The following is a 14,593-nucleotide window of genomic DNA, read 5'->3' as shown; positions in this document are numbered from 1 at the left end:
AGGGATGAGCGGCGCCGACCCTGCTCATCCCCGGCGTACCGTGCGATCGCCGTGCCCCGACCATAGGTCCGATCCGGCAGACCGTCGCTCCGGAATGCGTGGCGCATGTCCGCAAAACGCGGCGGATCGGCGGGCGCGACGGCTCACACGGCGCGCAGGGTCTGCGAGGGCGACTCCCCGTAGCGCTCCCGGTACCGCCGTGCGAACCGGCCCAGATGAACGAACCCCCACGCGTGCGCCACGTCCGTCACGGTCGTCGATCCCGGCGCCGCCGCCCGCAACTGCCGGTGGACACGCTGGAGGCGGACCTCCTGGACGTACGCCATGGGGGACATGCCGACATGCCTGCGGAAGGCCTCCTGGAGGGTGCGCAGGCTGACCTGGGCGATGGCGGCGAGCCGGTTCGCGTCGTAGGGCTCGGCGGGGAGTTCCTGCACGGCGTCCATGACCCGCTTCACCGACGCCGGGCGCATGGGCGGGGGAGGGGCGTCCAGCGCGGTGCGGAAGGTGTGGTCGGTGGCCAGCAGCATCCCCTCCAGGAGCGTCTGTTCGAGACGTCCCCGGATCATCGGATGGCCCAGCAGTCCGAGCGGGACGTCCCGCTCCAGCAGGTTCCACATCGCGAGACGCATCCAGCTCAGGCCCGGCCCCCGCGAGACGTCCATGTACGGCTCGAAGCGCGGCGGGCGCCGCACGGACCGGCCCAGCAGCACCTCCAACTGCCGGAGCAGGGCCGCCTTGTCGACCTTCACGGTGAGTGCCTGGCAGTCGGCGGACCAGGTGTCGATGTGGATGCCCCGTGCCGGATCGAAGACCACCGCCCGCCGTTCGGTCGCGAACTCCACGTCCCCGCGCCCCTGCTGGACACTGAAGCAGCCGCCGAAGGGCACCGCGACGTGGTACACGCCCGGTTCGCCGAAGCTCATCCGCATCTCGGTGCCGAAGCGGATGTCGCCCACGACGAGCGCGCCGAGGTCGACCACGCTGAGCCTGGTCGCGAAGTCCGTTGCCGGGCCCGTGACGTCGAGACGCAGGTCGTAGTAGTGGGCCGCGATCGCGTCGTGCGCCTCCTCCAGCGAGCCGGTCGTGTAGCTGTGGAACTCGGCGGCCCGCTCCTCCTCCACGGCCAACGCGTGTCAGCCCCTTCCCCGTTCGGCGTCTGCTGTCCAGCATGACCCGCGGACGGCCGGAGGACGTTGCGAACAGGGTCCCGCCGTGGCGAAAGGTGTGCGAGGGCCCTGAATCGAGACCCCGGTGGAGCAAGCCCGCCTAGCCGTCGAGCATCTTGGCCAGCACCTCGCGCTGGAGCGGCAGTACTTCGGAGTGCAGGTCACGGCCCTTGCGGGTGAGGGAGACCCACACGCCCCGCCGGTCCTCCACGCACACGGACCGCTCCACCAGACCGTCCTTCTCCAGACGGCCGATCAGGCGGGACAGCGCGCTCTGACTGAGATGCACCCGGCCGACGAGGTTCTGCACCCGGCACTGGTCGCCCTCCCGGGGCGACTCGGTGGCGAGGATGTCGAGCACCTCGAAATCGCTCGCGCCCAGCCCGTGCGGGTGCAGCACGCGGTCGATCTCGCACATCGTGCGCGCGTGCACCGACAGGATGTCCCGCCACCGCTCCTCGAGGCCGGTTCCGACCGTGTTCACCGCCATACATGCACGGTAACACCGTTCCGACCAGTTGTTGCCTGCGCAACTAGTGCGCGTGCAAGGACATGGTTCAGGCCTGCGGGTCCTGGGTGATCCCCACCAGGTTGCCGTCCGCGTCCTTGACGAAGGCGATCAGCTTGCCGCCGCCGACGTCCTGGACGTCCTGGAGCGTCTCCGCGCCGGCCGCCACCAGAGCGGCGAGCGTGGCGCGGATGTCCTCGACGTGCCAGTAGGGCACCGGGCCGGTCATGCCCCTGGCGTGTCCGTTCGGGTCGAGGCCGACGTCCTGCCCCGCGTCCTTGAAACCGACGTAATACGGTTCGTCCGCATACGGCTCCACCCCCAGCAGCGCGCCGAACAGGGCCTTCGCGGCGGCCAGGTCCTTGACGGGGTAGATGATCGTCTTGAGTCCGGCAGTCATGGTTGCTCCTCCGTGTGGCGTCCCCGACGGTCCGTGTCGGTGGTTTCACGCTAGGCCGGGGGAGGGGAGGGACGCTTCTCCGATCCTGACCGGTCGCTCGGTCGCCCCAACGGCAGCGGGGTGCGGGGAGGTCATACTGTCCGGGGTGCCGAGCGGCGTGTTCCGGGCCTGACGGGCGGGTCGGCGCGGTGCCCTCGCCCGCTGCGCCCCGCCGCCTGTCGACACACTGATCAGCGCCTACGAACCGCCTTCCGGCGAGGCGGTGGTGCCTGCGACCGGCCCGGCCTGGACCCCGGCTCGGGCCGACTCGCGCCGCAGAGCGGTGTCGGCGGGGTCGCCGCCGACAGCGGCTTCGCGTGCCACCGCCTGTGGCGGAACCGTCCGCGTTCTGCTGCGGAACAAGGCGCCGGTCGGCGCGGGCGCACCGACGGTGAGCCGGGTCCGCCTGGTGCGGGCCGTCGGCCTGGCCTGCACATCCGGCCCAGCACCGCCCCCGCTGCACCAGCTCCCTCGGCGAGAACACCGCCTCGGAACCGCGCACCCTTCGCCGTCAACCGGATCACCGGGCACCGTGCCTCAGGTCGATTCCCGGCGCACCAGTTCCGTCGGCAGGATCACCGCCGCCGGGTCCTCGCCGCCCAGCTGGGCCAGCAGCAGGCGCACCATCTCGGCGCTGATGCGGTCGTAGGGCTGGCGGATCGTGGTGAGGGGCGGGGTGGCCTCCGTCGCCGCGATGGAGTCGTCGAAGCCGCCCACGGCCACGTCCTCGGGGACCCGGCGGCCTGCCCGGCGCAGCGCGGTCAGGGCGCCGAGGGCCATGAGGTCGGAGGCGACGAACACGGCGTCCAGGTCCGGGGCCTGGGCCAGCAGCCGGTCGGTGCCCGCCTCCCCGGCGGCCCGGCTGTAGTCGCCGGAGACGACGAGCCGCTCGTCGATCTCGACACCGGCCTCCGTCAGGACCTCCTTGTAGCCGGCGAGCCGGTCGACACCGCCGGGCGAGTCCAGCGGGCCGGTCACGATGCCGATCCGGCGCCGCCCCAGCGACAGCAGATGGCGCACCATGTCACGGGCGCCGTCGCGGTCGTCCGCGGCCACGTAGCTCACCTTCGAGCCGGACCTCATGGGCTTGCCGCACTGGACGACGGGCACACCCGCCTTGTGCAGTTCCTCGGCCACCGGGTCGGCGGAGTGGCTGGTCACGAGCAGGACGCCGTCGAGGTGGCCCGCGGTGATGAACCGCTTGATGCGGCGCCGCTCGTCCTCGGTCCCCGCCAGCATCAGCAGCAGCGGGATGTCGTGCGCGGCCAGTGCCTGGGTGCAGCCGCGCAGCAGCACGTTGAAGTTGGGGTCCTCGAAGAACCGCTCCTGGGGCTCCGTGAGCAGGAAGCCGACCGAGTCGGAGCGACCGGTGATCAGTGAGCGGGCGTGCCGGTTGACGACGTACCCCGTCTTGCGGATGGCGGCGTTGACCGCCTCCAGGGCGGGCGGGCTGACGTAGTGTCCGCCGTTGAGCACGCGCGAGACGGTGCCCCGCGAGACCCCGGCCTCGCGGGCCACGTCGTGGATCGTCGGCGGTTTGCGCCTGCCCCCCGCATTGTTCATGGTCAAGACTCTAAGGCCCTGGGGGGCGGGAGAGGGTGCCCGTACGGCGGGACGGCACCCCAGGGGTGCCGATGGGCTGGGATCGTGCACAGGAAAGTGTCATGTCAGACACTTGGCAACGCTCCCTGGTGTGCGGTTATCTTGGGCCGCGTACTTCTGGAACTGTGTGTGCACGTTCCCAACCTTTCGAAACGGGAGAGACCCATGCCGGAGACCACCCCCAGGGGCCTCACCAGGCTCGCCTTCGGCGGGGACTACAACCCGGAGCAGTGGCCCGAGAGCGTCTGGGACGAGGACGTCCGGCTGATGCGCGAGGCCGGGGTCACCATGGTCAGCGTCGGGATCTTCTCCTGGGCGCTCCTGGAGCCGGAACCAGGTGTGCACGACTTCGGCTGGCTGGACCGGATCCTGGCCCTGCTGCACGAGAACGGCATCCGCGTCGACCTCGGCACGCCCACGGTGGTCCCGCCCGCCTGGTTCTACCGCGCCCACCCCGACGCACTGCCGCTGACGGCCGACGGCACCCGGCTCGCGTTCGGCTCCCGCGGCGCCATCTGCCACAGCAACAGCGCCTACCGCGCGGCCGCCGCGAACATCACCACCCGGCTCGCCGAGCGCTACGCCGACCACCCGGCCCTCGCGATGTGGCACGTGCACAACGAGTACGGCGTCCCCGTCTCCGCCTGCTACTGCGACTCCTGCGCCGCCCACTTCCGCCGCTGGCTCCAGACGACGTACGGCGGGGTCGACGGCGTCAACCAGGCCTGGGGGACCGCCTTCTGGGGCCAGCACTACACGAGCCTCGCGCAGATCGACCCGCCGCGCACCGCGGCCACCGTCGGCAACCCCGGCCAGGCGCTGGACTACAAGCGGTTCGCCGACGCCACCATGCGCGAGAACTTCGTGGCCGAACGGGACATCCTGCACCGGCTCTCCCCGGGCGTCCCGGTCACCACCAACTTCATGACCGCGCTCAGCCAGTGCGATTCGGTCGACTACTGGGCCTGGGGCCGCGAGGTCGACATCGTGACCAACGACCACTACCTCATCACCGACGGCCGCCGCACCCACGTCAACCTCGCGATGGCCGCCGACCTCACCCGCTCGGTCGCGGGCGGCGCCCCCTGGATCCTGCTGGAGCACTCCACCTCCGGCGTCAACTGGCAGCCCCGCAACCCCGCCAAGGCCCCCGGCCAGATGGCCCGCAACTCCCTCGCGCACGTGGCCCGCGGCTCCGAGGGCGCCATGTTCTTCCAGTGGCGCCAGTCCCGGCGCGGCGCCGAGAAGTTCCACTCGGCGATGGTCCCGCACGCCGGCACCGACACGCGCGTGTGGCGGGAGGTCGTCGAACTGGGCGCCTGCCTCGACTCGTTGCGCACGATCCGCGGCACCCGCACCCAGGCGGACGTGGCGCTCCTGTGGGACTGGCACTCCTGGTGGGCGCAGAACCTCGACTGGCGCCCCAGTGCGGACCACGACGCGCGCGAGCGTGCCGACGCCTTCTACGAGGCCCTCTACGACCGCCACCTCACGGTCGACTTCGCGCACCCGGAAGCCGACTTGTCGGCTTATCCCCTTGTCGTCGTCCCCGCCCTGTACCTGATGACGGAGGCCGCCGGGACCAACCTCAGGGAGTACGTCGAGAACGGCGGCACCCTCGTGGTCTCGTACTTCTCCGGCATCGTCGACGAGCACGACGCCGTCCACCCGGGCCCGTACCCGGGCGCGCTCAGGGACGTCCTGGGCCTGACCGTCGAGGAGTTCTCGCCCCTGCTGGCCGAGCAGTCGGTCCGTGTCACCGGCCCTGACGGCTCCGAGCTCACCGGTGACGTGTGGACCGAGTTCGTGGTGCCGCGCGGTGCCGAGACCGTGTGGACGTACGCCGACGGACTGACCGCCGGTCACCCGGCCGTCACCCGGCACCGGCACGGCGCGGGCACCGCCTGGTACGTCTCCACACGCCTGGCCGCCCAGGGCCTCGACGCGCTGCTCGGCCGGGCCGCCGAGGACGCACGGCTCCCCGCGCGCGCCGACCTGCCCCACGATGTCGAGGTGGTCCGGCGCAACGGAGAGACCGGTTCCTACGTCTTCGTGGTCAACCACAGCGCGTCGGAGGCCAAGGTGCCCCTGGACGCGGCGGGAACCGAACTGCTGACCGGCGAACGGGCCTCCGGTCGCCTCGCCGTCCCGGCGGGTGCCGTCCGGGTCGTACGCCTCGACGGCTGAACCGACTCCCCTCCGCCCGCGAGACCACGAGCCGCGGGCGGAGGGGCCCCAACTCCTCCTGGGCTGCGCACGTTTGCCCTGCCGCCCGCCGTGTCGCCGAACAGCGCGCCGCCACCGAGGAGCACGATCTCGGACAAGCTCGGCGACTCGGGGACAGGGCGTCGTCGGCTGCGGGACAGTGGACAGACGCAGAAGGAGGGGCGGAGGGACGACATGCTGAGGACTCCGGCCAACCAGAGGCGCCTGGACATCCTGGAGTGGCTGAAGGACCCGGCCGCGCACTTCCCGCCCCAACGCCACGGCGATCCGGCCGAGGACGGAGTCACCGCCCGCGCGGTCGCGAGCAAGCTCGGTGTGTCCCGCTCGGTCGCGCAGACCCACCTCGGCCTGCTCGTGGACACCGGCCTGGTGCGCACCAGGAGGATCCGGTGGCGCACGTACTACCGTCGCGACGAGATGCGCATCGCCGAGGTGGCGCGCATGTTCGAGAAGGGCTGGTAGCGATCCGCACCGGAAGGGCAGGCACCCGATGGACCGTCCCACCGCACTCACACCCCGCCACTACGTCGCGATCGGCGGTCACGGCCCCGAGGACGTCGTCGCCGACTCCCGCGGCCGTGTTCTCACCGGCGTGGCGGACGGCCGCATCCTGCGCATCGACGGGCTGACCGAACCCCTCGCCGCCCGGGTCGAGGTGCTCGCCGACACCGGCGGCAGGCCACTCGGTCTGGAACTCCTCCCCGACGGAGCCCTGTTGGTGTGCGACGCGGAGCGCGGGCTGCTGGGCGTCGACCTCGCCGACGGCACCGTGCGGGTCATCGCCGACGAAGTGGCGGGGGAGCGGCTGCGGTTCGCCAGCAACGTGGTCGCCCTGTCCGACGGCAGCGTCTACTTCACCGTCTCCAGCCGCCGTTACCCCCTCGACCACTGGATCGGCGACATCGTCGAACACTCCGGCACCGGCCGCCTGCTGCGCCTGGCGCCCGGCGACGACACCCCCGAAGTCCTCCTGGAGGGACTCCGGTTCGCCAACGGACTGGCCGCGAGCGCCGACGAATCCTTCCTGGTCGTCGCCGAGACCGGGGCCCGCCGGCTCACCCGCTACTGGCTGGACGGACCGCGGGCCGGACGCGCCGAGCCCCACGCCGAGAACCTCCCCGGCATGCCCGACAACATCTGGCGCGGCGGACCCGACGGCCCGATCTGGATCTCCCTGGCCGGCCCCCGCATCCCCCCGCTCGACCTCCTGCACCGCGCCGCCCCGCCCGTCCGCCGAGCGGCCGCCCGTGTCGCCGTGCACGCCCCCTACCGCCCCACGGGCGGCATCGGTGTCCTCGCCGTCGACGACACCGGCGAGGTCGTCCACCACCTCGCCCGTCGCGGGTCCCGCTTCCGCATGGTCACCAGCGTCTGCGAGGCCTCCGGTCACCTGGTCCTCGGCAGTCTCTGGGAGCGCGGCATCGCGCTGTGCGAGCCGCCCGCCGCGAAGTGACCCCGGCCGCGCCCCGGCGTTACGCTGGTCCCGGTCGCGATCACCCTCGCGGCACGGCGGTGGGGCCCGCCGTACCCGAACCGCGGCGAAGGCGCCGCCAACGGTCCCTACTTGCGATGGAGCGCGCCCGTGCACCGGGCCCCGGCGAGTAGGAGAGACAGGACCATGACAGCCCCCCAGAGCGTGCGTGCCCCCGCCGGATCCGCACGTCCGTCCCCGTGGCGCGGCCAGGCACCCGTGGTCGCGGTGGTCGCGCTCGGCGGCGCCGTGGGCGCCACGGCCCGGTACGCGCTCTCCCTCCACTGGCCCACCCCGCCCGGCGGATTCCCCTGGGCGACCTTCTGGACCAACGTCGTCGGCTGCGCGGTCATCGGGGTGTTCATGGTCGTCATCACCGACGTGTGGGCCGCCCACCGCCTGGTCCGCCCCTTCTTCGGCACCGGTGTCCTGGGCGGCTTCACCACCTTCTCGACCTACGCCGTCGACATCCAGAAGCTCGTGGACCACGGACGGGCCGGCACGGGCCTGGCCTATCTCGCCGCGACCCTGCTCGCGGCCCTCACCGCGGTGTGGCTGGCGTCCACGGCGGCCCGCCGCGTCCTGAAGCGGAGACAGCCATGACGAGGCTGACCGGGAGCGCCCTGCGCCTGACCGTCTACATCGGCGAGAACGACACCTGGCACCACAAGCCCCTCTACGCCGAGATCGTGCACCGCGCCCACGCCGCGGGGCTCGCCGGGGCGAGTGTCTTCCGCGGCGTCGAGGGCTTCGGCGCCTCCTCCCTGATCCACACCTCCCGGCTGCTGTCCCTCAGCGAGGACCTGCCGGTGGCCGTCGTCATCGTCGACACGGAGTCACGCGTACGGGAGTTCCTGCCGCAGCTCGACGAGCTCGTCACCGAGGGCCTGGTGACCCTCGAGGACTGCGAGGTCATCCGGTACGTCGGCCGTGACGGGAACCAGGACATAGCGGACCCGAAGGGTAAGAAGTCGTTGTGAACTGGCTGCTGGTCGTCGCGGGTGCCGTGGTCGGCGCCCCGCTGCGCTACCTCACCGACCGCGCGGTGCAGTCCCGGCACGACTCGGTCTTCCCCTGGGGCACCTTCGCCGTCAATGTCACGGGCTGTCTGATCCTCGGCCTGCTCACCGGCGCCGCGGCCGCAGGGGCTGCCGGATCCCACCTCCAGCTCCTCCTGGGCACCGGCCTGTGCGGGGCCCTGACGACGTACTCGACCTTCTCCTACGAGACCCTCCGGCTGGCCGAGACCGGAGCACGCCTCTACGCCCTGGCCAACGTGGCCGCCAGTGTGGTCGCCGGTCTCGGGGCGGCCTTCGCGGGAGTGGCGCTGGCGCAGGCCGTGTGGACGTGAGCCTCGACGCTTGTCCAGGTGTAGTAAGACTGTGCCCTCCGCACCTGCCTTCCCCTGAGAAGAACTGGATCCCATGAGCGTCATCAGCGTCGGTCAGGCCGTCGTCCTCGGAGCCGTCGAGGGAGTGACCGAGTTCCTGCCCGTCTCCTCCACCGGCCACCTGAAGATCGTCGAGGGGCTGATGAACATCCCGGTCGACGACGACGCCGTCGTCGGGTTCTCGGCCGTCATCCAGGTGGGCGCGATCGCCGCCGTGCTCGTGTACTTCTTCAAGGACATCGTGCGGATCGTCTCCGCGTGGGGGAGGGGGCTGGTCAACAAGGAGGAGCGCTACCACCACGACTACAAGTTCGCCTGGTGGGTGATCGCCGCGACCGTCCCGATCGTCGTGGTGGGCCTCGCCGCCAAGCCGCTCATCGAGGGGCCGCTCGCCTCCCTGTGGGTGGTCGCGGGCTCCCTCATCGCGGGCAGCGGTGTGATGTGGGCGGCGGACCAGATGGGACGGCACAAGCGCGGGGAGGACGACACCTCGTTCAAGGACGCGATGCTGGTCGGCAGCTCGCAGATCCTCGCCCTGCTCTTCCCCGGCTTCTCCCGCTCCGGCGCCACCATGTCGACGGCCCTCATGCTCGACCTGGACCGCGTCGCCGCCACCCGCCTCTCCTTCTTCCTCGGCATCCCGGCCCTCACCGGTGCCGGCATCTACGAGCTCAAGGACGCCCTGGGCGCGGGCGTCGGCGCGGCCCCGCTGGCCGTCGGCACGGCCGTCTCCTTCGTCGTCGCCTACGCCTCCATCGCCTGGCTGCTGAAGTTCGTCGCCAAGCACTCCTTCAACGCCTTCGTCCTCTACCGGATCGTCGTGGGCCTGCTGCTCTTCGGCCTGCTGGCGACGGGGACGATCTCGAGCTGAACCCGTACCGCCCGGCCGCCACGGGAGTGCGAGGCGGCTCCCGCACCTCGCACTCCGTACCCCCGCCCCCTTGACAGCACCCTCCCGGCGACCGGAGTATCACTCCCGTGAACCTGTCAGACAGCCGGACAGCCAGTCAGCCGCCGAGGCGAGTCAGTGCCATGGAGGCGGTGCTGGCGCATCTGCGCGGCGCCATCGAGCGGGGGGAGTACGCCATCGGCGACAAGCTCCCCTCCGAGGCAGAGCTCTGCCGCACCCTGGAGATCAGCCGGCCCGTGCTGCGCGAGGCCCTCAGGGCCCTGCAGACCATGGGTCTGACCGTCTCCAAGACCGGCAAGGGCACCTTCGTCGTGGCCAACGCGGTGGAGGACCCCACCTTCGGCGACTACGCGGCCAGTGACCTCCTGGAGGTGCGCCGCCACGTCGAGATCCCGGTCGCCGGGTACGCGGCCCGGCGCCGCACCCCGGAGAACCTCGACCACCTGGCCCATCTCCTGGACCGGATGGAGCGCGAGACCGACACCACGGCGTGGGTCGCGATGGACACCCTCTTCCACCTCGCGGTGGCCGAGGCCGCCCAGAACCCGGTCTTCCGCCGGGTCATCGAGGAGATCCGTGACGCACTGGCGCGTCAGTCGGCCTTCCTCAACGAGCTGGGCGGCCGCAGGGAGCAGTCCAACCGCGAGCACCGCGCGATCGTCGAGGCGCTGATCGACGGTTCCGAGCACGACGCGGTGGAGGCGATGTCCCATCACCTCGACCGCGTCGAGACCACCCTCACCGACATCGTGCGTTCCCCGCGCACGGACAGTTCCACGGAAGGCGGATCAGAGGCGTGAGCGAGCAGTCCCTGCACGATGGGGTGCAGAAACGTTCCGGCCATGTCGACGCCGGAGACGAGGGCTACAGCAAGTCCCTCAAGTCCCGGCACGTCAACATGATCGCCATCGGCGGCGCGATCGGCACCGGCCTCTTCCTCGGCGCCGGCGGCCGCCTCGCCGACGCCGGCCCCTCCCTGTTCATCGCCTACGCGGTCTGCGGCGTCTTCGCCTTCCTCGTCGTGCGCGCCCTCGGCGAACTCGTCCTGTACCGCCCGTCCTCCGGGGCCTTCGTGTCGTACGCCCGCGAGTTCCTCGGCGAGAAGGGCGCCTACGTCGCCGGGTGGATGTACTTCCTGAACTGGGCCACCACCGGAATCGCCGACATCACCGCCGTCGCCCTCTACACCCACTACTGGGGCATGTTCTCCGACATCCCGCAGTGGGTGATCGCCCTGGTCGCGCTCGCCGTCGTCCTCACCGTCAACCTCATCTCGGTGAAGATGTTCGGCGAGCTGGAGTTCTGGTTCGCCATCATCAAGGTGGGCGCGCTCGTGGCGTTCATGCTGATCGGCATCTTCCTGCTGGCCACCCAGCACCCGATCGACGGCCACCACCCCGGCCCGGCCCTGATCACCGACAACGGCGGCGTCTTCCCCAACGGCCTGCTCCCGATGCTGCTGATCATCCAGGGCGTCGTCTTCGCCTACGCCTCCGTCGAACTGGTCGGCGTCGCCGCGGGCGAGACCGAGAACCCCGAGAAGATCATGCCCAGGGCGATCAACTCGATCATGTGGCGCGTCGGCCTCTTCTACGTCGGCTCGGTCCTCCTGCTGTCGATGCTGCTGCCCTGGAACAAGTACACCGGCGGCGAGAGCCCCTTCGTGACCGTCCTCTCCAACATCGGCATCCCGGCGGCCGGCGGCGTGATGAACCTCGTCGTCCTCACCGCGGCCATGTCCTCGCTCAACTCCGGCCTGTACTCCACCGGCCGCATCCTGCGCTCCATGGCCAAGTCCGGCTCGGCCCCCCGGTTCACGGGCGTGATGAGCCGCAGCCAGGTCCCCTACGGCGGCATCCTGCTCACCAGCGGCGTCTGCGTCCTCGGCGTCGGCCTCAACTACGTCGTCCCCGCCGACGCGTTCGAGATCGTGCTGAACTTCGCCGCCATCGGCATCCTCGCCACCTGGGGCATGATCATGGTCTGTCACCTGCTCTTCTGGCAGAAGACCGAGAAGGGCGACCTGACCCGCCCCGGCTACCGCCTGCCGGGATCCCCCTGGACCGAACTCGTGACGCTGGCCTTCCTCGCCTCCGTCCTGGTCCTCATGTACGCCGACGGCGGCGCGGGGCGCACCACCGTGCTGTGCCTCCCGCTGATCGTCGCGGCCCTGGTCGCCGGATGGTTCGCCGTCCGCGGCAGGGTCTCCCGTACCTCCACCGAGAACGAACCGACCGGCGCGTGAGAGCTCACGCGCACCACCAGCCCGAACCGACCGGCACGCACGCGTGACCCGCGTGGCGTTCCCGGAGAAGCAGGAAGTGATGTACAGCAGTTCCGTCGCGGCCGCACCCCTGGTCCGTGAGCCCCTCCACGCCCCCGTCGCCCACCTCATCCGCGGCGGGCTGGTCGAGGGCACCCACTACGGTTCCGTCGTCGTCCTGGACGGCGATGGGAACGTCCGCTTCCAACTCGGCGACATCGAGGCCGCGTTCTATCCGCGGTCCGCGCTCAAGCCGGTCCAGGCGGTCGCCATGGTCCGGGCCGGGCTGCCCCTCGACGGAGAGCTCCTCTCGCTCGCCGCGGCCAGCCACTCCGGCGAGGAACGCCACCTCGCCGGGGCCCGGCGGATCCTGGAGCTCGCGGGCGTGTCCGAGGACGCCCTGCGCAACGTCCCGGACCTGCCGTACGGCCCGGAGACGCGGGACGAGTGGATCCGGGACGGGCGCGGGCCGTCCCGGCTCGCGCAGAACTGCTCCGGCAAGCACGCGGCGATGCTGTACACGTGCGTGCTCAACGACTGGCCCCTGGAGGGCTATCTCGACCCCGCGCATCCGCTCCAGCAGGCGATCGCCGAGATCGTCGAGGACCTGACCGGGCAGCGGATCGCCCGGGTGACCGTCGACGGCTGCGGTGCGCCCCTGTTCTCCGTCTCGCTGCACGGCCTGGCCCGCGCCGCCGCTCGGATCACCTCGGCGGCCCCCGGGACGCCGGAGGCCCGGGTCGCCGACGCGATGCGTTCGCACCCGGAGATGGCGTCCGGGGCGGGGCGGGACGTGGCCGCGCTGATGAAGGCGGTGCCGGGACTGCTGGCCAAGGACGGTTTCGAGGGTGTCGAGGTCGCGGCCCTCCCTGACGGGCGGGCCGTCGCCGTGAAGATCTCCGACGGGGCGAACCGGGCGCGGGTGCCGGTTGCCGCGGCGGCGCTCGCGTGGGCCGGGGTCTCGCCGGATCTGCTGACCGAGTTCCAGGGCGAGGTGCTTCTGGGCGGCGGCCGTGAGGTCGGGCATGTGCGGCCGGTTCGTTCGCTGGAGCCCGCCGCCGAGGCGGCTTGCGCCTAAGAGGCTGCCCCTGCCTCTCGTCCGGCGGCCGCGGTCCGCACGTGGCTGGTCGCGCAGTTCCCCGCGCCCCCAAAAAATCTCACCCGACCCCTCTTCGGAAGAAGGACCCATGACCCCCGCCGTCAGCCGCCGCGAGCACGATCTGCTGGGTGACCGGGATGTTCCCGTCGACGCCTACTGGGGTGTGCACACCCTGCGGGCCACCGAGAACTTCCCCATCACCGGGACCCGGATCTCCGCCTACCCCCACCTGATCGACGCCCTCGCCGCCGTCAAGGAGGCCGCCGCGCTCGCCAACGAGGAGCTCGGGCTGCTGGAGTCCCGGAAGGCCGCCGCGATCGTCGAGGCCTGCCGTGAGATACGGGACGGGAAGCTGCACGACCAGTTCGTGGTCGACGTGATCCAGGGCGGGGCCGGCACCTCCACCAACATGAACGCCAACGAGGTGATCGCCAACCGGGCGCTGGAGCTGCTGGGCCACGAGAAGGGGCAGTACTCCTTCCTGCACCCCAACGAGGACGTCAACCTGGGGCAGTCGACCAATGACGTCTACCCGACCGCCGTCAAGATTGCGACGGTCTTCGCGGTGCGTGGACTGCTCAAGGCGATGGCTGTACTCCAGGACTCCTTCGCCCGCAAGGCCGTCGAGTTCCGTGATGTGCTCAAGATGGGCCGTACACAGTTGCAGGACGCGGTGCCCATGACGCTCGGGCAGGAGTTCTCGGCCTATGCCGTCATGTTGGACGAGGACCGGTCCCGTCTTGACGAGGCCGTCGAGTTGATCCATGAGATCAACCTGGGGGCCACGGCCATCGGGACAGGGCTCAACGCCCCCGCCGGCTACGCCGAGTCGGCCCGCCGCCACCTCGCCGAGATCACCGGGCTGCCGCTGGTCACCGCGGCCAACCTGGTCGAGGCCACCCAGGACTGCGGCGCGTTCGTCCAGATGTCCGGCGTACTGAAGCGGATCGCGGTCAAGCTGAGCAAGAGCTGCAACGACCTGCGGCTGCTGTCGTCCGGGCCGCGGGCCGGTCTCGGGGAGATCAACCTGCCGCCCGTCCAGGCCGGTTCGTCGATCATGCCCGGCAAGGTCAACCCCGTGATCCCCGAGGTCGTCAACCAGGTCGCCTTCGAGGTGATCGGCAACGACGTCACCATCACGATGGCCGCCGAGGCCGGGCAGCTCCAGCTCAACGCCTTCGAGCCGATCATCCTGCACTCCCTGTCGGAGTCCGTCACCCACCTGCGTGCCGCCTGCCTCACCCTCGCCGAGCGCTGCGTGGACGGCATCACCGCCAACACCGAGGCACTGCGCCGGACCGTGGAGAACTCCATCGGCCTGGTCACCGCCCTCAACCCGCACATCGGCTACACGGCCGCCACCGACATCGCCAAGGAGGCCCTCGTCACCGGCCGGGGAGTGGCCGAACTCGTCCTGGAGAAGGGTCTGTTGCCCGCCGAGAAGCTCGCCGAACTGCTGCGCCCGGAGGTCCTGGCGGGCAGCGGCTCCCCCTTGGCCTGACGCCCCACCCGTGCG

The 14,593-nt window shown here is 71.2% G+C and carries 15 protein-coding genes; 11 read left to right on the top strand and 4 right to left on the bottom strand.

Annotation, left to right across the window (positions count from 1 at the left end):
- Nucleotides 1-143: 143 nt before the first annotated feature.
- From M2163_RS09705 to M2163_RS09690, 4 genes are all read right to left on the bottom strand, one after another.
- Nucleotides 144-1,124: an AraC family transcriptional regulator gene (locus M2163_RS09705; protein WP_280854274.1), complete on the bottom strand. Its 981-nt coding sequence runs from the start codon at nucleotides 1,122-1,124 to the stop codon at nucleotides 144-146.
- A gap of 145 nt (nucleotides 1,125-1,269) precedes the next feature.
- Nucleotides 1,270-1,659, bottom strand: coding sequence for a MarR family transcriptional regulator (locus M2163_RS09700; RefSeq protein WP_280853201.1), 390 nt, complete (start codon nucleotides 1,657-1,659; stop codon nucleotides 1,270-1,272).
- Between the two features lie 67 nt (nucleotides 1,660-1,726).
- Nucleotides 1,727-2,077, bottom strand: a complete 351-nt coding sequence (locus M2163_RS09695; protein ID WP_280853202.1) for a VOC family protein — start codon at nucleotides 2,075-2,077, stop codon at nucleotides 1,727-1,729.
- A gap of 576 nt (nucleotides 2,078-2,653) precedes the next feature.
- A complete protein-coding gene (locus M2163_RS09690; protein ID WP_280853204.1) occupies nucleotides 2,654-3,685 on the bottom strand; it encodes a LacI family DNA-binding transcriptional regulator in 1,032 nt (343 codons plus the stop codon).
- A gap of 198 nt (nucleotides 3,686-3,883) precedes the next feature.
- Here M2163_RS09690 and M2163_RS09685 point away from each other — a divergent pair, with 198 nt between their 5' ends.
- From M2163_RS09685 to aspA, 11 genes are all read left to right on the top strand, one after another.
- Nucleotides 3,884-5,905, top strand: a complete 2,022-nt coding sequence (locus tag M2163_RS09685) for a beta-galactosidase (protein ID WP_280893745.1) — start codon at nucleotides 3,884-3,886, stop codon at nucleotides 5,903-5,905.
- A 213-nt stretch (nucleotides 5,906-6,118) separates the two neighbouring features.
- Entirely contained in the window at nucleotides 6,119-6,406 is a 288-nt protein-coding gene (locus M2163_RS09680; RefSeq protein ID WP_280853206.1) for a helix-turn-helix domain-containing protein, read from the top strand.
- Nucleotides 6,407-6,434: 28 nt separating this feature from the next.
- Nucleotides 6,435-7,397, top strand: coding sequence for an SMP-30/gluconolactonase/LRE family protein (locus tag M2163_RS09675; RefSeq protein WP_280893744.1), 963 nt, complete (start codon nucleotides 6,435-6,437; stop codon nucleotides 7,395-7,397).
- Nucleotides 7,398-7,562: 165 nt separating this feature from the next.
- Nucleotides 7,563-8,018: a fluoride efflux transporter CrcB gene (crcB, locus tag M2163_RS09670; protein ID WP_280893743.1), complete on the top strand. Its 456-nt coding sequence runs from the start codon at nucleotides 7,563-7,565 to the stop codon at nucleotides 8,016-8,018.
- Entirely contained in the window at nucleotides 8,015-8,395 is a 381-nt protein-coding gene (locus tag M2163_RS09665) for a DUF190 domain-containing protein (RefSeq protein ID WP_280853209.1), read from the top strand. The genes crcB (M2163_RS09670) and M2163_RS09665 overlap by 4 nt, the downstream gene beginning before the upstream one ends.
- Nucleotides 8,392-8,766, top strand: a complete 375-nt coding sequence (gene crcB, locus M2163_RS09660; protein WP_280853210.1) for a fluoride efflux transporter CrcB — start codon at nucleotides 8,392-8,394, stop codon at nucleotides 8,764-8,766. The genes M2163_RS09665 and crcB (M2163_RS09660) overlap by 4 nt, the downstream gene beginning before the upstream one ends.
- A gap of 73 nt (nucleotides 8,767-8,839) precedes the next feature.
- Nucleotides 8,840-9,676 (top strand): undecaprenyl-diphosphate phosphatase, encoded by an 837-nt coding sequence (locus M2163_RS09655; RefSeq protein WP_280853211.1) that lies wholly within the window; start codon nucleotides 8,840-8,842, stop codon nucleotides 9,674-9,676.
- Between the two features lie 161 nt (nucleotides 9,677-9,837).
- A complete protein-coding gene (locus M2163_RS09650) occupies nucleotides 9,838-10,515 on the top strand; it encodes a FadR/GntR family transcriptional regulator (protein ID WP_053846680.1) in 678 nt (225 codons plus the stop codon).
- On the top strand, nucleotides 10,512-11,960 hold the full coding sequence (locus tag M2163_RS09645; RefSeq protein WP_280893742.1) for an amino acid permease: 1,449 nt from the start codon (nucleotides 10,512-10,514) through the stop codon (nucleotides 11,958-11,960). The genes M2163_RS09650 and M2163_RS09645 overlap by 4 nt, the downstream gene beginning before the upstream one ends.
- 79 nt (nucleotides 11,961-12,039) lie before the next feature.
- Nucleotides 12,040-13,056 (top strand): asparaginase, encoded by a 1,017-nt coding sequence (locus M2163_RS09640; protein WP_280853213.1) that lies wholly within the window; start codon nucleotides 12,040-12,042, stop codon nucleotides 13,054-13,056.
- 109 nt (nucleotides 13,057-13,165) lie between these two features.
- Nucleotides 13,166-14,578, top strand: a complete 1,413-nt coding sequence (gene aspA / locus M2163_RS09635; RefSeq protein ID WP_280893741.1) for an aspartate ammonia-lyase — start codon at nucleotides 13,166-13,168, stop codon at nucleotides 14,576-14,578.
- The last annotated feature ends 15 nt before the right edge of the window (nucleotides 14,579-14,593 follow it).

The sequence above is a fragment of the Streptomyces sp. SAI-135 genome, assembly GCF_029893805.1.
GTDB lineage: Bacteria > Actinomycetota > Actinomycetes > Streptomycetales > Streptomycetaceae > Streptomyces.
This window is presented reverse-complemented; position numbering and strand designations above follow the sequence as displayed.

Excerpts from the sequence above, each read along its gene's own strand:
- M2163_RS09700 (WP_280853201.1), bottom strand. The coding sequence starts at position 1,659 with ATGGCGGTGAACACGGTCGGAACCGGCCTCGAGGAGCGGTGGCGGGAC.
- M2163_RS09685 (WP_280893745.1), top strand. The coding sequence starts at position 3,884 with ATGCCGGAGACCACCCCCAGGGGCCTCACCAGGCTCGCCTTCGGCGGG.
- aspA (WP_280893741.1), top strand. The coding sequence starts at position 13,166 with ATGACCCCCGCCGTCAGCCGCCGCGAGCACGATCTGCTGGGTGACCGG.
- M2163_RS09655 (WP_280853211.1), top strand. The coding sequence starts at position 8,840 with ATGAGCGTCATCAGCGTCGGTCAGGCCGTCGTCCTCGGAGCCGTCGAG.
- M2163_RS09675 (WP_280893744.1), top strand. The coding sequence starts at position 6,435 with ATGGACCGTCCCACCGCACTCACACCCCGCCACTACGTCGCGATCGGC.
- M2163_RS09695 (WP_280853202.1), bottom strand. The coding sequence starts at position 2,077 with ATGACTGCCGGACTCAAGACGATCATCTACCCCGTCAAGGACCTGGCC.
- M2163_RS09665 (WP_280853209.1), top strand. The coding sequence starts at position 8,015 with ATGACGAGGCTGACCGGGAGCGCCCTGCGCCTGACCGTCTACATCGGC.
- M2163_RS09680 (WP_280853206.1), top strand. The coding sequence starts at position 6,119 with ATGCTGAGGACTCCGGCCAACCAGAGGCGCCTGGACATCCTGGAGTGG.
- M2163_RS09650 (WP_053846680.1), top strand. The coding sequence starts at position 9,838 with ATGGAGGCGGTGCTGGCGCATCTGCGCGGCGCCATCGAGCGGGGGGAG.
- crcB (WP_280893743.1), top strand. The coding sequence starts at position 7,563 with ATGACAGCCCCCCAGAGCGTGCGTGCCCCCGCCGGATCCGCACGTCCG.
- M2163_RS09640 (WP_280853213.1), top strand. The coding sequence starts at position 12,040 with ATGTACAGCAGTTCCGTCGCGGCCGCACCCCTGGTCCGTGAGCCCCTC.